The organism is Vitiosangium sp. GDMCC 1.1324 (assembly GCF_003044305.1).
GTDB lineage: Bacteria > Myxococcota > Myxococcia > Myxococcales > Myxococcaceae > Archangium.
Genome location: NZ_PZOX01000004.1, coordinates 667,451 through 688,256, shown reverse-complemented (window position 1 = coordinate 688,256; position 20,806 = coordinate 667,451). Strand labels below are relative to the sequence as shown.

16 protein-coding genes are annotated in these 20,806 nt (G+C 65.4%); 5 read left to right on the top strand and 11 right to left on the bottom strand.

The features are described 5' to 3' along the window. Nucleotides 1-11: 11 nt before the first annotated feature. Nucleotides 12-788: an Imm49 family immunity protein gene (locus tag DAT35_RS15690; protein ID WP_108067788.1), complete on the top strand. Its 777-nt coding sequence runs from the start codon at nt 12-14 to the stop codon at nt 786-788. Nucleotides 789-995: 207 nt separating this feature from the next. Here DAT35_RS15690 and DAT35_RS15685 read toward each other — a convergent pair whose 3' ends face one another. Then, nucleotides 996-1,871 carry an alpha/beta fold hydrolase gene (locus DAT35_RS15685; protein WP_146209730.1) on the bottom strand — a complete coding sequence of 292 codons (876 nt, stop codon included), beginning with the start codon at nt 1,869-1,871 and terminating at the stop codon, nt 996-998. Nucleotides 1,872-1,897: 26 nt separating this feature from the next. Further along, nucleotides 1,898-5,401 (bottom strand): RICIN domain-containing protein, encoded by a 3,504-nt coding sequence (locus DAT35_RS15680; RefSeq protein ID WP_158501721.1) that lies wholly within the window; start codon nt 5,399-5,401, stop codon nt 1,898-1,900. Between the two features lie 133 nt (nt 5,402-5,534). Here DAT35_RS15680 and DAT35_RS15675 point away from each other — a divergent pair, with 133 nt between their 5' ends. From DAT35_RS15675 to DAT35_RS15665, 3 genes are all read left to right on the top strand, one after another. Beyond that, complete coding sequence (locus tag DAT35_RS15675) at nt 5,535-6,908, top strand: cytochrome P450 (RefSeq protein ID WP_158501720.1); 1,374 nt, start codon at nt 5,535-5,537, stop codon at nt 6,906-6,908. A 16-nt stretch (nt 6,909-6,924) separates the two neighbouring features. Continuing rightward, a complete protein-coding gene (locus DAT35_RS15670; protein ID WP_108067785.1) occupies nt 6,925-7,911 on the top strand; it encodes a hypothetical protein in 987 nt (328 codons plus the stop codon). 130 nt (nt 7,912-8,041) lie between these two features. Further along, nucleotides 8,042-8,425, top strand: coding sequence for a DUF952 domain-containing protein (locus tag DAT35_RS15665; RefSeq protein ID WP_108067911.1), 384 nt, complete (start codon nt 8,042-8,044; stop codon nt 8,423-8,425). Nucleotides 8,426-8,478: 53 nt separating this feature from the next. On the opposite strand, the gene DAT35_RS15660 is transcribed toward DAT35_RS15665, so the two are convergent. The 4 genes from DAT35_RS15660 to DAT35_RS15645 form a co-directional block, all read right to left on the bottom strand. Then, on the bottom strand, nt 8,479-9,630 hold the full coding sequence (locus DAT35_RS15660) for a PPC domain-containing protein (RefSeq protein WP_158501719.1): 1,152 nt from the start codon (nt 9,628-9,630) through the stop codon (nt 8,479-8,481). Nucleotides 9,631-9,807: 177 nt separating this feature from the next. Next, the gene (locus DAT35_RS15655) at nt 9,808-10,659 is read right to left on the bottom strand and encodes a nucleotidyltransferase domain-containing protein (RefSeq protein ID WP_108067783.1); all 852 of its coding nucleotides are present in this window, start codon (nt 10,657-10,659) and stop codon (nt 9,808-9,810) included. Between the two features lie 192 nt (nt 10,660-10,851). Continuing rightward, nucleotides 10,852-12,795 (bottom strand): DUF4135 domain-containing protein, encoded by a 1,944-nt coding sequence (locus DAT35_RS15650; RefSeq protein WP_108067782.1) that lies wholly within the window; start codon nt 12,793-12,795, stop codon nt 10,852-10,854. Further along, nucleotides 12,792-14,336 (bottom strand): hypothetical protein, encoded by a 1,545-nt coding sequence (locus DAT35_RS15645; protein ID WP_108067781.1) that lies wholly within the window; start codon nt 14,334-14,336, stop codon nt 12,792-12,794. Before DAT35_RS15645 ends, DAT35_RS15650 begins: the two co-directional genes overlap by 4 nt. A gap of 162 nt (nt 14,337-14,498) precedes the next feature. On the opposite strand from DAT35_RS15645, the gene DAT35_RS15640 reads away from it, so the two are divergent. Beyond that, the gene (locus DAT35_RS15640; protein ID WP_108067780.1) at nt 14,499-15,737 is read left to right on the top strand and encodes a hypothetical protein; all 1,239 of its coding nucleotides are present in this window, start codon (nt 14,499-14,501) and stop codon (nt 15,735-15,737) included. Nucleotides 15,738-15,832: 95 nt separating this feature from the next. Here the strand turns inward: DAT35_RS15640 and DAT35_RS15635 are convergent, their stop codons facing one another. The 5 genes from DAT35_RS15635 to DAT35_RS15615 all read right to left on the bottom strand — a co-directional run bounded on the left by DAT35_RS15635 (nt 15,833) and on the right by DAT35_RS15615 (nt 20,752). Then, a complete protein-coding gene (locus DAT35_RS15635) occupies nt 15,833-17,035 on the bottom strand; it encodes an alpha/beta fold hydrolase (protein WP_108067779.1) in 1,203 nt (400 codons plus the stop codon). A gap of 317 nt (nt 17,036-17,352) precedes the next feature. Further along, on the bottom strand, nt 17,353-17,850 hold the full coding sequence (locus DAT35_RS15630) for a hypothetical protein (protein ID WP_108067778.1): 498 nt from the start codon (nt 17,848-17,850) through the stop codon (nt 17,353-17,355). Nucleotides 17,851-17,881: 31 nt separating this feature from the next. Next, on the bottom strand, nt 17,882-18,613 hold the full coding sequence (locus DAT35_RS15625) for a DUF6585 family protein (RefSeq protein ID WP_108067777.1): 732 nt from the start codon (nt 18,611-18,613) through the stop codon (nt 17,882-17,884). Nucleotides 18,614-18,982: 369 nt separating this feature from the next. Beyond that, nucleotides 18,983-20,017 carry an oxygenase MpaB family protein gene (locus DAT35_RS15620; RefSeq protein ID WP_108067776.1) on the bottom strand — a complete coding sequence of 345 codons (1,035 nt, stop codon included), beginning with the start codon at nt 20,015-20,017 and terminating at the stop codon, nt 18,983-18,985. Nucleotides 20,018-20,191: 174 nt separating this feature from the next. Next, on the bottom strand, nt 20,192-20,752 hold the full coding sequence (locus DAT35_RS15615; protein ID WP_158501718.1) for a GNAT family N-acetyltransferase: 561 nt from the start codon (nt 20,750-20,752) through the stop codon (nt 20,192-20,194). Between the last annotated feature and the right edge of the window lie 54 nt (nt 20,753-20,806).

Genomic DNA, 20,806 nt, shown 5'->3' with positions numbered 1-20,806 from the left:
AGGAGCCTGTCATGACGATGCCTTCGGAGTTCCTGCCCGCCTTCATTCAGAATGCCACGGTGGACAATGAGGAGTTGCTGCCGGAACTGCTCGGTGGGCGGGTGCAGTGGGAGACGCTCCTCGCCTTTTGCCGCAACTTTCGCATCATCGGCACCGGCCTGCTCTTTCTGGGCGGTACCGCGGAACGGTTTCTCCCGTGCCTCCACCACAGCGGCAGGGCCTTCGCCCACTTTCTCGAGAAGGTGGCCGAGGACTCCAAGCTGACCAGCCAATGTCTGCCCTTCTTCGATGCGGTGGCCGCGGGTGATTCCGAGTGCGCGTCCCGGGTGGCGCGGCATGCCAGGCGGACGTGGGTCCGGGGCTCGGAGTACGAAGAGGATTTCCTGTTCGTCGAGCTCCTCATGCAGCACTTCTTCCTAGGGGCTTCCAATGCGGACTGCTCAGCCCTGCTCGAGAGGTACGAGAGGGCGCTGCAGGGAACGGACGACATCCGGTGGGAGCTCTGCCGGGCGCTCCTGGAGAGGGACTCGCGTCTCTTCGAGAGTTCGCTCGAGCGATTCCTGGCAGAGCGCCGCGATGCCATGGAGGAGGCCGAGGACAGCGGGCGCCTCGCCCCGGAGGTCTTCGCCACCGAGGGACATTTGTCCGTCGAGGGCCTGGCATTGGTACGGCTGGCGGAGTTCAAAGGGATGGACACACAAGAGGACTACCTGCATGTGCCCTCGGTAGCCCGGAGCCCGGCCAGCCGGCTGCCCGAGCCCGATGCCTGGATGCATTTCCGACTCTAGCCCACCCCTCTCTGCCTCCTGGGCCGCGAAGGGGTGGGCGGCCCCCGCGTGAGTCCTTCTGCGAGAAGGGTCGCTCTGGGCGTCTTCGTGCCGCAGGAGGGCAGCGTGCGCTTCGAGTCGTTGCCCCCGCTTACGCGAGCAGAGGTGGAATGGTTGCTGAAGGTGGTGCGTCATCGATGCGCGGCGTTGCCGCCAACAATCCACATGTCAGGAGACGGCGCCTGCCCGGGCACTCGGCGTCGGCAGGGCGTCGAGGAAGGAGCGCAATGCGACCGTGAAAGGCTCCGGCCGTTCGAAGAACGGGAAGTGTGCGCCCCCCTCCTTGGCGGTGAAGGTGTGCAGCAGGGCTCCGGGGACTTGCTCGGCGCTCCACTTCTGCGATGCCGGATTGACGTGGCTGACCTCGCCAGCGATCACCAGCGTCGGCACGTCGATGCGTGGCAGCACGTCACGCCAGTCCTGCATGAGGTGGTCCAGCAGCAGCCGTGTGCCGAAGCCTCCGTCGAGCTTGAGGTTCTCCTGGTAGAGCCACTCCAGGTCCTCGCCGGAGATCTGCCGGGTAAGCATGGAGACGAGGAAATTGCGCCGCGCGCTCGCCGCATCGGGACCGGTGAATCCCTTGCAGAAGGCCTCGGCGCCGGGGAAGTCCACGATGGCACCGACCTTGGCCGCCTCTGCCGGGTCGAGCCAGGGCAGGATTGTGCAGGCGCTGGGCTGGTCGATGATGATGAGCGAGCTCACCTTCGCGGAGCCGAACAGGTCGAGGTAGCTCCACAGCACGGATGCCCCCATGGAGTGGCCCGCGAAGTCCGCCCGCTCGATGTAAAGGTGCGTCAGGAGTTCGTCGAGGTCGCGCGCGAGCCGGGCGATGCGAGCGCCATGCGAGGGGTGGCCGGATTCACCGTGGCCACGCTGGTCGTAGCTGACGACACGGTAGTGCCTGGCGAGCATGGGAATCACCCGATCGAACATCGCGCGCGACTGCGACCAGCCGTGCAGCAGTACCAGGGTGCGCTCGCTCGAGCTCGAGCCCGCGAGGTGGTAGTCCAGTTTGCATCCGTCGGCGGTGGTGAAGGTTCTCATCGTGTTCTCCTTGTGCTGAGCTCGGTTCAAGGCCAGAGACGTGAGGTCCACTCGCGCCACTTCTGGATGCGCTGCGCATCGGCACCCAGCTGCGTGGCCTTCCAGATTCCATACTGCTGCGACTGCTCGACCGTGACCCTTCCGTTCACCGCGTTCATCACGAAGTTGCCCGGTTCAGGCTGTGCCAGGGGATTCCGGGTCTGATCCACACAGAACGCGAATCCGGCATACGGCTCGTTCTCTCCCAGCTCCGTGTTGGCCGGATCACAACGCCGCCAGTTCGCGGGCTCGGTGTCGGTGTACAGGACATTGAACTGGTTCATCGCCCCGTTGAGCACCTTCAGGTACAGGCCCGGTTGGAGTTGATCGAACTTGCTGAAGGGCGTCTTGGCGGAGCCTTGTGTCGTCGCCTGGTCCATGAAGTTGGTAGGGGTCAGGTGTTTCAGGGTCTGCGCCCGGCCGAAGCGTCCGCGGTTGTCTACGAGGCTGCCTGTCTGGGTTGGCACGTAGATCGGGATGTCGTTGTTGACGTACTGGGCCGACTTGATGCGGGCCTGCAGCAGCCGGATGTCGCTCAGGAAGGCCGCGTTCGCGTGAGCGGGTGTCGAGGTGCCCACGGTTGCCGCCAGGAGCTCATCGAAGCCGGTCAGGTAGGGCCAGTCCACCGAGTAGTTCGCCCAGTCGCCTTGAGCTCCCGGGTTGATGGAGACCTGCATCTGGTACCAGGCGTTGGTCCGGTAGTACGAGCCCACGATGTTGGAGCGCTCCCAGGCCAGGTACCACTCCCGCGTGACCTTCCCCGAAGAGGTCTCGTCGGCCTGGTACAGCATGTGCGGAGCCAGGAAGAACACGCTCACCGTGTTGAAGGGCCAGCCTCGCACTTCACCCCGGCCTCTCCAGGTCTGGGTGGCGGCGTTGAAGTCGCCAATGAACCACTGCTGGTTGCCTTCGAGCCCATAGGTGTGAGCCCACTCCCACTGCTTGATGACGTTCCAGTGGAGCAGGCTCATGACGGCGCGCTCGATGAAGGCGTTGGGGGTGAAGGACGCCGGATCGCTGTCCGTCGTGGAACTGGCGGCGCGCGCGGCCAGGAGGCGGGCTCCGACCTGCGCGCCGTACTCGCCTGAGCTGGCGATGTGATTGCCGCGGCCCCCGCCCAGGAAGCGGTAGGCCTCCCAGCCAAAGGCGCTGAAGTAGCCCTGGATCTCGTTGCGCTCGCTCGGGGTCAGGTGGCGCCAGTCCCCGTACTGCCCGTTGGGATTCTCGTGGGCCTCGAGCCAGGCTTCGATCTGGTCCGCACTGGCTTTGGGATGGGTGCGGCTGCTCTGCGCCCATTGGGCTCCGTTCTCGAAGGAACCGGCGCTGCTGGCGCCCGCGGGCCACACGTCGAGCGGATGGATCGTGGGCAGCCAGGCGTTCCAGTCGGGGTACTGCAACGGCATGGCGACTTCCCGCGCGTTCAGGGTGGCGTTGGCGTTCATCACGGCATCGACATCCGTCTGACTCAGATTCAGTGGCTGGGGACCCAGCGGCTTGCCGAAGAGGGCCTGGAGGGCCTGGGTGGGGGTCTCGAGCACGGCGCTCAGGCCAGCTCCGGCGGCCCATTCGATGATGGGTTTGCCGTCCAGCCCCGGGCCGGGCTGGTATGGCGGGTTCCACGGCGCGGCCTGGGGCACGTGGGGCACGTTCCGCTGGCTGTAGCGAAGGTAGGCGACGATCTGTCTGCCTTGTGCATCGCTCAGGCCGTGGAAGCGCGAGCGCTGCACGATGGCGTTGTTGGAGTAGTTGAAGTACTGCAGATCCCGCCCATCGGTCGCGTGGCAGGAGGCGCAGGCGGCCTTGATGTTACGCCTGACGATACTGCTCTTGAGGAGCGTGCCCTGGCCATGCCAGAGCGCTTCGCCCGCCGGGACATCGGCACTCCAGGTCTGGCCGGCCACCTTCTCGGCCTGGATGTCGGCGAACCGCACGGGGTTGCTGGCCAGGCTGGTGCCCTGGGCGTCCTGCAGCTGGAGGTCGAGGACGCGGTATCCATTGGACTCGCCATCGGTCCCGTTGAACCGGAACTGGATGCGGTTGGCTCCAGGCGCGGCCACGAGCCTTGCCTTGGTGGCGGCATCGAGCACGAGGCTCATGCGCGTGGTGTAGAACCCGCCTCGGGTCAGACCACCCTGGACACGTTCCACATCCGCCAGCTTCACGGTGGCGTCCGTGATGTCGATCCAGGGAATGCCGTCGGCCTGCTCCGGGCTGATGCCTCCGAGCACACGCACACTGGCCTTGAGCCGGGTGGGGGGTTGGCTCGTCGCTTCGAACTCGGGGGCGCCAAAGAAGGCGCAGCGGTGGCACACCCACCACAGTTGGCTCACGTCGCCGAGTTTGCTGGCGTCAACATGGAGGTTGGCCTCGGCGAGCGCTGGGAGCGACGGGGAGCCATCGCTCAGCAGCTCGAGTGGAAGCTTGAGCAGATGGGCGGAGCCGGTGGGCGCCGGTTGCGTCACGGCCTCCAGCCGCCACTGCTGGTTGGACTGACCGTTGCAATCCCATTGGATGATCTGCCCGCCCTCGGCCTGGCTCATGCCCTTCACGTCCATGCACTTTCCGCTGTGCGAAGCCTCGAGCAGGAAGGCCTCTCCCACCGGGGTCACCCTGAAGCGTTGGTTGGGCCCACCGGAGTCGCTCCACTGCTGGAACGGCTCGCCATTGAGCGGGGTGTTCCCGCGCACGTCCAGCGGCTTGTCACTGTGGACGCCACGCAACTGGTAGGTGCCATCCACCGAGGGCAGAACCTCGAAGTGCTGATGCGCCACGTTGTCGCAGTGGGCTTGCTGGAGCTGGGTTCCATCGGCCGTGCTGGCGCCTGCGAGCTCCAGGCACAGGTTGGAGCTCACCGAACGCAGGCTGTACTGGCCCACGGCGAGGGGGCCCCGGCTGTCGCCGCTTCGGGGATGGAGGAGGAAGTGTTGCGGCGCCTGGCTGTCGCAACTGGCCTGCCGCAGGCCGGCCCCCTCGGTGCTGACGCCTCCTTCGATGGCCGCGCATTTGTGGCTGCCCACGTTGACCAGGCTGTGGAGATTGCCCTGGTCGCGTCGCAGCAGGAAGCGTTGGGCACTGGAGCCGTTATCGCTCCACTGCTGGATGACGGCGCCGTCCGCGGTGGAGCCACCGTTCAGGTCGAGCACGCGACCGGTGCCCACGTTGACGAACTTGTAGCCTCCGTCGGCTTCTCGAATCACCTCGAAGGTCTGGCTCGGACCGTCGACGCAGGTGGCTTGTTGGATCCTCCCTCCGTCGGTATTGCCTGGGATTGCCTCCACACACTTGCCGCTCAGTGCACTCACAAGCACGTAGCGGCCGGCGGGCAGCGGGGGACCGACATCGTCCGTGCTCAGGGCGGCCGGATGGGGGCTGCTTCCGAGCATCGCGGCTTCGGGGTTCGCCTTCGCCGCTCCACGGTCTCCGCATGCCGCCAGCAGGCCCACGATCGTCAGCGCCATCGCCCTGCGCAGAATGTGGAGAGGGTCTTTCACGCAATCATCTGATGTCTCGAGCACGCGCGCAGGGTAGATCGTCAGGCCTTGATGGAAATCACCCGAAAGAGGGATCGAACGCTCATGCGTCGTGGTGATGCAATTCACGAACAGGGATGAGAGATGGGACGGCATGCACCTCCTGGATGGACAGACGCCGCGAGCTGCCCCGGCGCATGTCCCGACCGCCCCCGCGCGTTGGCCGCTGCTCGGACATTCCTGGCCCCTGCTCACCAGACCGCGCGAGTTCCTTCTCTCATTGGAGAAGGTCGGGAGTCTCGTCCGTGTCTACATCGGACAGATGCCCATGGTGGTCATCACCGACCCCGAGCTCACGCGTCAGGTCCTGCATGACAGCGCGACTTTCGACAAGGGTGGCTCCCTGTACGAGAAACTGAGCGAGCTGACGGGAAATGGGCTGCTCACGAGCCAGTCGGAGCCGCACAAGCGACAGCGGCGACTGGTGCAGCCCGCCTTCAAGAAAAGCTCGATCAAGGACTACTCATCCGTCATGGCCGGGGTCGCCGAGGGGGCGCTTCGCGACTGGGAGGAGGGTGCCGTGGTCGACATGAAGGCCGCCGCCTATCACATCGCCTCCCGCATCGCGGCACGCTCGATGTTCTCGGCGGAAATGGCCGACGCCTCCATCGCGAGAATCGCCGATGCCTTGTCCATCTACCTCAACGGTCTTTTCGTGCGGACGGTGGGGCCGGGCGTGCTCTTCGAGCGGCTGCCCACTCCTGGCAACCTCCGCTACAAGCGGGCGCTCGCGGTCCTGCATGAGGAGATCCGGAAGATCATCTCGGAATACATCGCGTCCGGCGTGGAGCGCGAGGACGTGTTGTCCATGCTCCTGAGGGAAAAGGACGAGGGCGGAGGCGCGGGACTCTCCCCCCAGGAGGTCCACAATCAAGTCACGACGCTCCTGCTGGCGGGAATCGAGACGTCGGCCGCGACCCTGTGCTGGTGTCTGTACCTGCTGGGCCACCATCCGGACGTCACCCAACGGCTCCAGGCCGAGCTGGACGGTGTCCTCGGTGGGCGGGCCGCGCAATGGGACGACATCCCCGAGCTGAAGGAAACACGTCGAATCGTCATGGAGGCGCTGCGCCTCTATCCACCGGGCTGGCTCTTCACCCGGGTGACGATGCGTGACACCGTCCTGGGCTCCTACCAGCTCCAGCAGGGAACCGGGATCGCGTACAGCCCCTATCTGCTCCACCGCAGTCCCAGGTCTTTCGAGCAGCCGGACCGCTTCGAGCCCGACCGGTGGCTCCCCGAGCGCGCCAACCGCTTGTCGATGAACAGCTTCGTCCCCTTCGGCGGGGGGGTTCGCCGCTGCATCGGGGAGATGCTCGGGGTGACCGAGGTCATGCTGACCCTGGCGACGATCGCCTCGCGCTGGGAGGCGCGGTGCGTGCGGGAGGGGCCGATCGAGCCCGCGCCAGCGCATGTCTCATTGATCCCGAAGCAGCTGCGGATGCGGGTCACACGCCGGAAGAGGTAACCTCTTGGGAGTTCGAGTGAATCAGCAGTCCATCTGCAAGGCATTGGAAACGGTCGACTGGGGGCCTCCGCCTCCCATCAACAGGCACTACCCGGGGATCCACCGGGAAGCGGATGACTGGCTGGAGAGCGTGGGGCTGACGGACAAGCCGGGTCGCCTCGAGCAGCACCGGAGGATCGCGGTTCCCATGTTCGCGGCCATGGCCTATCCCACGGCCTCTCGCGACAACCTGCTCCTGGCCCATGACTGGATGGCCTGGCTGTTCGAGTACGATGACCAATTTGATGAGGGGGACGACGGGCACAGCACCGATAGGGCCCGGCAATCCCGGGAGAGTCTGCTGTCGCTCCTCGGTGATACGTCCGCCGTGGCGCGGGAGTTGCCTCGGCGAACGCTCCACTCGGGGCTGAGTGACATCTGGTCGAGACTGCGGGCCGTGGCCTCTCCAGGTTTGCAAGAGCGCTTCGCGGGGCATGTCGCGGACTACCTCGAGTCCTATGAATGGGAGACCCACAATCGCCGCGTCGGGTACTGCCCGGATGTCGAGGAGTATCTGGCGAAGCGACAGCACACGGGCGCCGCCCATCCTTGCTTCGACCTGGTCGTGCCCGCGGCGGGAATCCAGTACGACCGCGTGGATTGGACGAATGCCAGGAGGGGGCGCCTCGAATACCTCTCGTCGGAGATCATCACGCTGTCCAACGATCTCGTCTCCTTTCCAAAGGAAATGGAGCAGGGAGACGTCCACAACATCGTGATCATCCTCATGCGGCGGCACGGTCATCCGGAGCAGGAGGCGGTTCGCCGGGCGGTGGAACTGCTCAGGTCCCGCATCGCGGATTTCGAACGGGAGGAGCGCGGGCTGGTGCGAGCGTCCCAGGGCCTGAATGACGATACGAAGCTTTACATCCACGGCCTGAAGGTCTGGTACCTGGCTAACTACTTCTGGTCGTTGAAATGCCGTCGCTTCATCGTTGACCCAGTGGATGAGGCGGCCCGCTGAGCGGAGAAGGGCGGAGAAGGGTGTCAGACGACTCGTAGGGGCGACTGGGAGGCAGCGCAGAGCAAGGAGTGCTCCAGGAGGCTTGAACGGCCCTTCGTATGACGGGATGGGTGAATGGTATCGTGCGCGCATGAGCGACCGAGCCAGCCCGCCTGAATCCGTCACCACCATCTACACGCTGGTGCGTAGCGAGGATTGGCGGGCGGCCAAAGCAGTGGGCGAGTACCGGGGCAGCGCCGACGACACGCGTGACGGCTTCCTGCATTTCTCCACCGCCGCGCAGGTGCGCGCCAGCGCCGCCAGGCACCGCGCCGGAGAGCTGGACCTGCTCCTGGTCGAGGTAGACGTCGCCGCGCTCGGAGATGCCCTGCGCTGGGAACCGGCTGCCAGCGGTTCCCGTCCCGGCCTCTTCCCGCACCTCTACGGCCCGCTCCCCCTCGGAGCCGTGCGTGGCATCACGAAGCTGCGGTTGAACCCGGATGGGACGCACGCCTTCCCCATCTGGATCCCCTGAGAACACACCAGAGGCGCCCGTCGGCCGGCGGGCGCCTCCGCCAATGGGTTCGGTCAGTTGTAATAGTCCGTGTAGTTCACCGAGACCGTCAGGTCCGTCACCGGGCGGTCCCTGGCGACAAGCGTCAGGTAGTATCGCCCCGTCTTGCCCCAGCCCATCGTGCAATAACTCGCGGGACCGAGATTGTAGCCCTTGCAGTCATAACTCTGGGGCCCCGCCACCGATTCGAACTTCACGTAGTAATCGACACTGCCAATGCCGGTATTGGCTCCGCTCGCGACACCGAACTGGAGGTCGCTCTTTCCCCACGGCAGGTCGATTTCGTATCGCCGCTGTTCGCCCGCGGCCAGGGAGACGCCGACGTACGGCTGACCGCGAACGAGGACGGGCGCGGTGTAGGGGCGATCCAGGGTGGTGATGAGCTGGGCGCCACTGCTGTCGGACGTGCCGTAGAGCTTGATGTAATACGTGCCAGGGGTTGGGTAATACAGCGTGCAGGTCTCGCTGTTGCTGTAACCCGCCGACTTGCAGTCATACGTGTCCAAGCGAGGCCAATCCAGCTTCCGGACATAGAGGTCCCCATTGCCGGTGCCGCCGGAGGTGGTGAAGGTGACGCTGTTGACTCCGGTGGGAACCGTGAACATGTATCCGCACGAGAACATCCCCTGCGGCGCGTTCACGTTCAGGTAGTAGCGTGACGCGTCCATGATGGTGGAGCTGCTGCAGGCGGTGGCGTAGGTCGCCTTGAGGCTCGCGCCGCTGTACTGGCCGTACCCGTAGAGTCGGACGTAGTAGGTCCCGGCTTGCGGCGACGGAATCGAGCACTGGTCGTCGTTGGTGGCACTCATCGAGCGACAATCGTACGACGTTCCGTCCGGCACCAGGTTGTATCGGACATACAAGTCCGCGTCGCCGGTCCCTCCCGACGTGGTGAATTTGAGCGCCCCCGCGCCACTCGGAACGGTCAACTTATAGATGCAGGACCAGCTTCCCTGCGCTCCCGCGAGATTCGATTGCGCCACGTCCTTGGTGAGCGAATACGTAGACGAGCAATCCGCGAGCGCCTGGAGTTGAGACGCGGCGATGTCCAGTTTGGGCGCGGGCTCCGGATCCTCGCTGCCCGGAATCGGGTTCGGGCCACAGGCCGCCAGGGCCGCGAGACACGCGGTGTACATCGCCTTCAAACCAGTGGAATTCAATGCCATACCCCCAGGGTTTCTCTCCGAACTGGCCATCAGTTCGGCGTTGGGGCACACCTTAAGTGAGTGGGCTGACACTCCTGGTTCATCGCCGCTGGAATCGCTGGGAATTCCATCGTGGTGATGTGCCCAATGCCTGGTCTCACATTGGCAGAATCCGAGTAGGCCTCGAGGCGGATGTAATCAAGAAGATGAGATCCAACGTGAGCCTGCTTTCTCGACGAGTGCGCGCAGAGCGTCGGACACGGCGTGCAGCCGGCGCAGCGCACTCGCATGGTCCGCATTGCCGATATCGCGCCAGATCTCGGCCTGGGTCCTGGTCAGACCCTCGAGCGTGAGCGGGTAGGTCGAGGCTTCGGTCAAGGCGCCTTTCTCGTTGATGAGGTAGCGGCCGTTCAAGGCGAACAGCACCTGCGCCACGCAGCTCAGCGCCCGGTAGGCGCAGCCCGCGATGTGCATCTGCTCGGCACGCCGGGCGGCGAGCTCGGCATTCTCGATGGCGAAGCCCACCTCCCAGCCGAAGCGGGCAATCAATGCGTCCCGGAGCGGCTCTGGGAAGGGCGAGGTTTCGTTCTTCAGCTCCGCGATGCGGCCAGACGCATCGAGGAGCGGCCGGCAGGTCGCGACCTCCCCCATCCAGATGACCGAGCTGAAGCCGTGAGGGTGGCCCGGCTGGTAGTTCATCGAGAAGCGGCCCTGCCGCGCCTCGGTGATGACCTCGCGCACGCGTCCGAGATCGCGGTAGAGGAGATCGACTTCCACTCCCTCGATGGTGAGCCAGCCGCCGCCGTTGATCCACGGCCCCCACTCGCCGAGCCGGGTCACCGTCGACGAGGGCTCATCGACGAGTGGGGCAATGGCCGCCTGGAGTGCCGCGACATCGAGCGGCGCGTCGGGCTCGTAGTACAGGCCGAGGTCGTAGTCGGAAGCGGGGCCGGCCGTGCCCCTCGCCCGCGAGCCGCCGAGCACAAGCGCGACCAGGCCTCGGACGGGCCGGAGAGCCTCGACCACACGGGCAAGCACTGGATGTTCCATGCCTTCAATCTGGCATCCAGCGAGCCTCGTTGCCACGCCATTCAATCTTTGGCGTGTCGGAGGCTGCGGGTCCGAAGGAATCGCGGAGAGCCCCGGGCTGAATGACGGCACCGTGGTTCAAAGGCTTGAAGGCAGCCCTGGGTTGGCCGTCAACATCGTCGCATCGACGGACGCACAGTCCTCCCCTGGCGCTTAGCGACGGGGCCAGGCTCGCATCAAGGTTTCGATCTGCCCGACGATGGCGGCGCGGATGCCCGGCTGTCCGCACTCCGCCAGCCGCTCCGCGACCAGATCGGCAATGGGAGCGGGAAAATACTCGTCGCGTGTGAGCGTGGGGATGGGCGGTTGGGCAACCCACCTGAGCCGCACCTCCTCCCCGCTGGAGTCGAAGAGCCCCGTGTCCTGGATGGGACGGGTGAAATACGGGAGGCTGGCGCGCAGGTGCTCGTGCACCTCCGGGTTGACGGCGGCGAAGAGGGGCAATTTCTCCCACGAGTCCTCCACGCCCGCGGAATAGGACTTCTGCTCGAACATCCCCCACACCAGGTTGGCGATCTCCAACAGCCGCTCCCAGGCCGGGGCCTGCTCGCCGGGCGAAAGAGCGCTCAGCAGCTCCGGGGTGACCCTGGCCCAGGAGTCCACGTTCACGCTCCTGGCCAGGCCCGTCAGCGCTTCGTCCAGCACGTTCTTGCAGTACTCGGGCACGGGCCCCTGTAGCTGGGTCAGCTTGCCGTTGATGGCCTTCAGGACCCGGCCAAACCAGAAGAGTGTCCAGTCCGTGGCCTCGCGCTCGAACCACTCCTGCCGGAGCTCGCGCACCTTCTCCCAGTCATGCCAGTCCTCCGTCCGGTGGAGGATGGCCAGCAGCTCGCCATGGCGCTCCTTGTAACTGCTCGTCGCGCGGAGCACGTAGCGCGCGACGAGGTTCCTCCCATTGAGCAGCCGTTCCCCCAGCTCCTCCGAGAGCTTTCCGAGGGCGCGCAGCGTCTCGTCGCAGCCCTGCTGGAGCTGGAACAGGTAGGGCCGTGGATCCACGAGCCGGACGTTGGAGCCGCCCGCCTTGCGGAACAACCGGTAGGCGAGCGTCTCTGGGGTGCCCTCCTGGCCACTGGTGACATCCGTGGGATCCAACGTGCTCAGCAGAGGCCCGATGTCCTCCCGGAAGATCAGCGTCCGCGAGAGGTCGCGGAAGGGGTTGGCGAAGGCGTTCTCCAGGTCGATGGGGTGCGGGAGTCCCGAGTGGACGAGCACGTTCTGCAGGTGCATGTCCTCCATGCAGAAGACGTAGGCCAGAGCGCACAGCCGGCCCTGGGCGAAGTAGAAGGCGCGCACGTCCTCCTCGCCCTGCGCCGTCCGGTCCCGTTCCAGCTCGTGCGAGAGGTATTGGATGTAGCCATAGGGCGAGGTGTCACCCTGGCGCGGGGCGGTGGCGGAGTTGGCCGGCCACACGACGTAGGTGGGCAGGGCGAACCCGTTGCCCAGCTCGAGGTTGAGCAGCTCGGCGAGGCTGCGGCACGTGCGGTGCGTGCAAGGCCGCGCCGTGTAGACGTAGGGCCCTCCCTGACAGCACAGGTGACGCGTGTCCCCCACGAAGAACCAGTCCATATCCAGAGCGCTCGGCTTGTAGACGAGCCGCGCCGTGAGGGAGGCGGACAGGGTGGGCAGCTCGCCCGTGGGCGCGAGCAGGAAGGTGAGGATCATCACCTGTCGGCCACCGTTGTGCAGGTCGCTCCCCGTGGGCGTGATGCATTGCAAGGACACGAGCTGGTGCTTCTCGAGGTCGCTCCAGAAGAAGAGCTTCTCGAGGCTGTCCCAGTCCGTGAGCAGCCGGGAGCAGGTCTCCAGCAAGGAATCCGCGTAGCGTTCGGTCAGCTCCTGGGCGATGGACCGGGTGTTGGGCGCACCGGCATCCATCCATCCGACGTGCTCGTGCAGCAGGTCCACCAGGCCGCCGAGCAGCGGAACCAGGCTCGCTCCGGTGAGGGCCGGGGTCAGCCGCGGCTCGTCCATCTGCTGTTCATACGCTTGCAACACCTTCCGCAAGCTCTCGAGGCACTGCCGCCAGGTCTCCGCCGTGGAGGCCAGCTCCGGCTCGAGCTCGAGCTGGGTCCCGGCGATGTCGACGGTCTTCTTCATGACTTCACCTTCATGGGTTGAATGACCTTGGTGATGAAGGGAGCGGCATCGCTCATGTAGGAGGCCTCGATGAGCAGTGCCTCCACGTACCCGACGAAGACCGCCGGGCAGGCGCTGAGGACCTCTCGCAGCTCGGACATGACCTGGATTTGCGCCTCGGACATGCCGTACATCGTCCCGTCGTCGAAGAGGCGCCCGGTGGCGATCTCACACACCTTGCAGGCCACCGCGGACTGGAGATCCCAGGCCGTGGGTTGAGAGGCGTTGCCGTTCGCGAACTGGTAGTAGCCCGTGCCCACGAAGGGGTTGGTCCCAGCGAGGCTTTGCTGGGCGACCGCCATGAAGCGCCCGGTCAGGTCGCCGCTGCCCTGATCCAGCTCGCACCATCCGCACTGGGTTCCGAACTCGACGCTCCGCTCCGTGTCCCAGCTCCCGCCCACCGCATGCACCACCGCACAGGCCGGGGCCGACTCGTCGCTCTTGCCCCGGATGGTGTCGACCAGGGCCTCGAAGTCCTGCAGGGGGATGCCTCGGCTCGGCGCCTTCTTCTCTCGCGTGAGCAGGGGTCGGAAGTCCGCCTGGAGCAGCAAGCGCCTCAACCGGGTCTTCTGGTGGAGCTTCTGCTTGCCCAGCGTCGTGCTGGCCATGCTTTCGCCGTAGGACAGCATCCAGGCACGGCAAAGGGCCGCGCAGCCGGGCAGGAGGAGGTGGAGGTAGGGCGCCAGCGTGGCGTCCGCCGCCCACTCCGCGCTGGCCTGGATGAGGCATGTCAGGATTGCGGAGACGGTGCGAGCAGGGGAGTCGGCGAAGTAGGGGGCCTTGGCCAGCTTCGCCTTGAACGACTGATAGAGGCGGATCAGCAGCAGGGATTCATCCAGGTTGAGGTTTTGTCCCTGGCCGCGCAGGGCGAGGCTCTCGCGGAAGATGCGCTCATGGTCCTCGGTGCGGGCGTGGCCTCCCCAACTCACGAAGGAGGAGAACTCCACCAGGGCCAGCCGGATGCCACTGCTCATGGTGGCGCGGGACATCACCGAGTGCGCATGGGCTGGCTTCTTGAGGAAGGCTCCCACGGCCCGCTGCAGGTAGTCCCGCTCCTGGCCGGCCTTGTTCGTCTCCAGCCAGTTCTTCCAGTTCCAGTCCTTCCACTTCGCCTCCCTCACCCGGTCATACAGCCGTTGCCACTTGTCCGATCTGGCAACGCCGGTTTGATACATGGCGGCCCCGCTCGTGCCGAAGCCCACCCTTTGCGCTGGAGCGAGGGAGGGGGGGAGCCCCGCCACGTCCGTCGGAGCGAGCGTGTCGCCCTCGCCCTTCCACCTCCCGGCATCCTGGATGACCTGGGCCGCGGCCCACAGCGCCTTGGTGGACTCCACCCCGCTGCAGCTCGCGCACGTCTGGGTTTGGGAGAGGGTCTTCGCGGTCTCCTGGTAGCCCATCAGCAGCTCGTCATAGTTGAAGTACAGGAGGCTGTTCATCAAGGCATCGAAGCGGATGCTGTTGCCAGATGGCTTGGGATTCTCGTTCAGGAACTTTTCCTGCATCTGTCCACCTCTCCCCGACCATGGGAATCGAGAGACAGACGCCGGGCGGACTTTGCTTGTGAAGGCACCGGTTTCGAGCTGGGCGCGCTTCACCGGGAGCCGGTCTCGCCCGTCCTGGGAAGAGAGCGGTTTCCCCTACCTGACTCCGCCGGAGCGAGCTCCATGCCCCTGACGCTGCAACAACTGGAAGATGTGGTGTTTCGTCTCAAGGATCAGGTCGAGGAGCTCTCCGAGCGGCTGGAAGACCTCGAGGAGCCCTCCAAACGGCGGCAGATGACGGGCAGGCCACCGCGCCGCGCCAGGACGAGCCTCGAGCTTCAGGAGGAGCTCATCACCCGCGAGACGCGGAAGTGGAGCGCCATCGGGCTGGATTCCGATCTCCAGGACTTCGTCAACGTCTCGGGCACCGCGCCCCATCAGCCACGCCTGGATGCCATCACGGACGTGGCCTCCATCCTCTTTCCCTTCCGGGACATCATCCAGAAGGTGTTCTCGGTCTTTGGCCCTGAAGGCTCACGGGTGCGCATCAAGTTCCGTGGCAGCCTGGTGCGTGGCCTGAAGGCCTATCACAAGGGACCCAACAAGCTCACCTCGCAGGCCTTCGATCCCAACCAGTTCGACTGCGACGCGTTCATCGAGGTGCCGGATATCCTCTGGGAGAAGTTCCTCAAGGCCGGCTTCAAGAAGCAGGTCTACGATGTCACCGGGACGCCCATCCCGGGCAAGCAGACGCGGATCTCCATGGATCGCCGCTATGAGTCCCTGCAGAGCATCGTGCTGCCGGCGCAGCCTCCCTTGCCTCAACCCAACGCCATGAGGTGGTGGGACGTCCTCCGGACGCTGGTGGATATCCAGAACTTCATCCGCACCCAACTGCTCGCATTCGTTCCTGGCTACCGGACGATTGGAGGGGCCTACGATTTCGAGTTCTACCTGCGCCCCATCAGCAACGTGTGGTGGATCTACAAGGAAGGCAACCCCTACTACCAGCACCAGGACCTGAGCGGATTCTCCTTCGCCGCGGCCGCCGAGTTCGACGAGTTCCTTTTCAAGGACGTGCCGGACATCCAACGCTATGCGGAGCAGTTCGGCACCGAGGGGAGGCTGGCGCCCGACCTCCAGTGCGTCATCGATGAGGATACGGGGTGGTACGTCGAGACCCAGGAGGTGTTCGACTGGCTCATGGAGACGCGCCGGAACGAGCGGATCAACCCGCAGCACGAGCGCGATCGACGGAGCGTGTTGAACCATTCGATCGCGCAGCTCGGCGCTGACGGGAAGATCGTCACCGGGCCCTACAACTGGGACACGGTCGATCAGATCCGCCAGAACCCCGTGTATGACAACCTGTTGATGAACACCGTGGCACTCGTCAGCACCACGTACCAGGGCATGCCCTGAGGGCCGTGCGGGCCTGTCTGGCGGACTCCCTCGTCCACGAGGCGCGCTGGCGTCAGACAGCCCCTCCGGTTCGTCCTGGGGCGCTGAGGGACACGTCACTCAGTCATGGTAGTGACCGGGGACTTCGCGTCAACGTCGAGCTCGGCCTTGCCGGCCAGGGGACGTACGTCCTCGACCAGATGCACGAGCATGCGACCGGGCTCCTCCACCATCGCCATGTGGCTCGAGTTCTCGAACCAGATCAGCTTCTTCTTCGGCGCGCGGACACGCTGGAGCCATGCCGCGGTGGGTTCCGAGGGCGTCGTGAAGTCATGCCGCCCAGCGAAGATGAGGATGGGGCATCGGAAGTCCCGGACATTCGTGTAGTTGAACTTCCCGAGGTCGGGTAGCAGGCGCGGCACCGACAGCGCGGCGCCCTTGTCGATGGCGGCCACATCCTCGTCGGAGTAGTCCGGCGAGAGCTCCGCCTGGTTGAGGTAGTACCCCAGGTTGTCCCGGCCATGGCTCAGTCCGCCGAGCCGAACGGACCATTTGCGCTCGAGGCCGATCTTCTCGAGCGGCAACGTGCCGTCTTTTTCTGGATAGGGTGCAATCGACTTCAGCTCGCGAATGGCCTCGTCGTTCCTGGCCGCCTCGGCGGCGCGGAGCGTGAGCTCGTACCCGGCGCGCTCGCTCTCCTGGCCGTTGATGACCTGGCCCATGCCCACGTAGGCGTGAAGCCACTCTGGATGCTCATGCGCGAGGCTCAGGCCCACCAGGCTCCCCCACGAGTGGCCCAGGACGAAGATCTTCTCCTTGCCATAACGCTTTCGCAGGGCCTGCACGACTTCGGCCGCGTCCTGGGTGATTCGTTCGAGCGACAGCGTGGGTTGGACCGTGGCCGGGTCGTTCGAGGTGTATGACTTGCCAGACCCGCGCTGGTCCCACTGGACGACAGTGAAGTAGTCCTCCCACCCCGCCTGGAATGCCCAGCTCGTCGGCATCTCCGGCGAGGCGGGACCGCCGTGAATCATGAGCAGGAGGGGATTGCGACGGTCGCGTCCTCGCACCGAAATCCACTGCTTCGTTCCGCCAATCGGCAGCTCGAGCAACTCCTGGACCCCGTTAGGGGTGACGATCCGGCGGGCGTCGGCGATGATGTCTCTCGCCTGCGCTTTCGTGAACGCGGGGACTTCTGCTGGGGCCTTCGGGGTCGACTTCGCCGGAGTCACCTCCGTATCTGGCGCGGCCGCATGGGTGGTTATGGGCACGGCCAGAAGCAAGGCAAGGCCCAGGACCGAACCGCCATCGACTCTCATCGGATGCCTCGTAGGGAATGTGCGCAGTGTTCCCCCTCCCTACGAACCTGAGGCAACACGATTTCACTCGAACCGCACCACCCTCCTGTACGGCGCGCCGCGTCAGCGCACCAACTGGGGCATCGTCCGGTTCCACGATGGGCGCGTGGCGAAGGTGGAGTTCTGGCCTGATTGAGCGGACTCCCGCGCCGATAAGGCGTCATGGGACTCGTTCCGACACTTTGTCCCTGACGAGTCAGCCACTTCGTACGGCACCGCCGGGACACAAGGAGGCAAGGCCCTGGCCATGCCTCATGCAGAAATGATGTGCAATCGTGTCAGCGCGTGGCTGACGGGGTCGCGCCCTGGCTGTAGCTGTCACAGAGCGCCAGGTACTCGTCGCTATCGAGGGCCAGGGCGGCAACGCGCATCTTCTTGACCTTGGGCTTGTCCAAGGTGGTCTTGATCTGAACCATCTTGAGGATCGGAATGCCCATGTACGTCTGGTTGAGGTAGACGTTTTCCTGCATGTCGTCCCAGCCGATCAGCAGGCCGTCCTCAAAACGGATGCCATCCTTGCCGATGATGAGCGCTGGCTTGTCCAGGCTGCCCAGGGGCCGGACGCAGTTGAAGAACATCCTGATCGCCCCAAACGTCACCAGGCCGGTGAGGAGCATCGCACCGGTTTCGGCCCTCAATCGATAGGTGAGCAGGCCGAAGAAGGCCATACCCAGCGTCCAGATTACGGCGCCGGAGATGAGCTTGGTGCGGGAGTAGTAGATCGCATGTGGCTGTTCCGTCTTCTTCTTCGTCTGAGCGGAGCTATAGATTTGCATGATGTGATGCCTGTGAGTGGTGGGGTTGAAGTCAGTCGCCTCGGCGGCCTGACAGGTAGGCCAGCAGAACTGGCGCGTTGACGATCTTCGCTTCGTCTATCTTGCGGAGCTTGCCCTGGGTGACGATGACCAGCTCGCGGGTCGCCACGCCTTGCTCCTCTTCGTCCTGGAGGCGGATGCTCTCGATCTCTTCCCAACGCATCAACCGCCCCTTGTGTGTCAGCCCCGCGCCGTTGAGGGTCAGCGGACCAAAGTGCACTGATTGGCCCGCAGCGACCTGACGGTTCACGCGGTCCAGCAGCCCCGACACAACATGGGTGGTCACTTTGCGGTGCAGGTGCTCCGCGTCGCTCCACAGGTTCAGCCGCAGCCGATAGAGCCCGTTGCGGTGACGCAGGACGACCCGGTCGTGCTGGTGCTGCTCGATGATCGCACTCACGTCCTTCCACGCGATCCGGGTGTTGGCGGCGCGCAGGCCTTCGTCGTCCAGCTCCAGCGAGCGTGGCGCGCGCATCCAGGCGAAGATGTCACTGGCCCGCCAGCCAATCAGGTAGACGCCGCAGGGAATGCCAAACAGCAGGATGAGGAACCCGAAGCTGTGTCGGAGCAGGCTTTCGATCACCCCCCGCGGAAGCAGGTGCAGCGATGTGGGCGCGAGGATCGCCGCCGCCACCAGGTAGATCATGACGATGCCGGCGACGAGCCAATACAGGGCGGGCGTGGGGAAGACCAGGGTGTACGAGCGCTTCAGCAGTGCCTCCAAGCAGGCCGGGGTTCGGCCGCAGCCGGGCTTCGTGAGCCTCAGCGAAAAGTCCGCGCTCGTATAAGCAATCGCCTGTGTCTTTTCGACTTCATTCGACCATCAACCACCAGCGCATTGCCCCTTTGCGGAACGCGCCGTCCTTCACCCCTCCCTCAGAGAAAGTCGTTTCGCTCCAGGTGAAGACGGAGCGATGCAATTCCCATAAGCCGAGAGAATCAGCGAGGGCCGTGCCAGGAAACGCATAGGCATTCTCACTCGATGAGAACGTAGTGCACGCCGGCTTTCGCCTGATTGTTCGCGCATCGCCGCGGGCATGACTCCTCGCGTGCGTTCGCGGCCGTCAACCCAGACCGCCTCGGAGTGGGTTTCTCAATCCTTGTCGTCCGCTGGGACCTTCACCGCGACCGGCCGGATGCTGAACGGCACGTCGACGTAGGAGTCGATGGTGTTCAGCACCCGGGCCATGACCGTCGGCCGCTCTCCTCGAGCCAGGGCCAGCCGCAGCTGAGCCTGATGCCAGGCCGTGACGGAGCGGAGCGTTGGCGGGGTGAGGTTGATGGCCCGGCGCATCGCGCCCTTCAGGAGCTTCCACGCGCGCTGCTCTCCCGGTCCCCAGGCCAGTCCGTACGCCTCGCGCCAGCGCTCCGGTAGGAGGCCGGCGGTGAGCAACTCATCGAGCTGTCCCCGGGTGAATGGCGAATTGAAGAGCAGGCTCGCCAACTCGAGCGCCGTGTCTCCCACGCGCAGCGTATCCCCCGCCAGCTGTTGGTTGTACCACTCGTAGAAGGTCTCGAGCGTGGGCGACACCTGCTCCGGCAGGAGCCCGAACTGCGCCGCGGCGAGCAGCGTCTCCTGATAGTAACGGCGCTTCTCCTCGATGCTGAGCGGCCGCACGAATGTCTCGAAGACCAGGATGGCGCCGTCGATGAGGGTGGCGAGCACCCAGCGCTGCAGCGTGGGATCGTTCGCGCGATAGCGGCCGTCACCGTGCGGGTCGGCGCCGGCCGGAAGTGAGCCGTAGACTCGGCTGTGGAGGCTGTGGACCCGCTTCGCGGCGCCCATCGCCTCGCGGAGGCCACCGAAGACGAGCTGGTACATCGCCGTATAGGTGCGTCGCGCACGGCCGAGCAGGTCACCCCGGAAGTTGCTGTTCTGGGATACGCCGTGGGCCACCGCTGGATGGGCGATCTGCAGCAGGATGGCGCGCAGTCCGCCGAGGAGGATCACCGGCTCGCGATAGAGCTCCCAGGTCATGCTGCCGGGGCCGTAGAAGCCCTCGAGCTCGCCTGCTGCGTGCTCCCTCAGGTAGTCGAGACACTTGCGGAAGTGCTCGCGGTCCTGGTTGAGCTGCTGCTCCACTTCCGGCGGCGGCGCCCACCGCCTCGGGTTCGCGTGCGTCCCCATGGCTCTGCCTCCATCGCGCTCGTCACAGCAGCCGCCGGGTGCCTGCGCGGCTGGCTCATGGGGCGGACTACCACAGCCGTCCTGTCCCTTGCACGCGTCGATGAATCGTGCGCGAGAAGGGGGCCAGAATGCGCGAAGCAGGCGAGCCCCGCGACGTACCGAGCCGATTGTCCCTCATCGAGTGCCGGACTCCGTGGCGAGGGGTGCATCGAGCGCGCGTTTCATGCAGACGCGGCTCTCGGGAGGGAGGCCGAGCTCCGTCTCGTGTGCGCGGATGGCGCGCAGCCCGGGCCCCAGCTCCTCGTTCCGAAGGATGCGGAAGCCCAGGCGCTGGTAGTAGGGCGCATTCCACTGCACATCCCGGAACGTGGTGAGCAGCAGCGCCGGGTAGCCCCGCCCTCGGGCCCACTGTCCCAGGAGCCCGAGGACAGCCCCTCCCAGCCGCTGCCGAGCATGGGCCGGGTGCACGGACAGCTCAGCGATGAAGAGCGCGCCATCCACCTCCTTGCACACAGCGAAGGCCGCGATGTCCCCGTCTTTCGTCACGGCCACCCATGCGCCACCGTGCCGCTGGTACTCGTTCAGCTGTTCGAGTGACTGCACCGGCATCTGGGCAGCGAAGGGATGTGGCGAGTGGAGGAACTGCTGCCCCGCGAGTTGCTCGACATCCGGCAGCGCCGCCAGCTCCTCGGGCCTGGCACGTCTCAGGGTGTAGCCACGGTAGAGAGCCTCCATCGTACGGCTCAATCTGGTGAACCCTGAGGCCGGGCGCAACATGCCTCGCTGGAC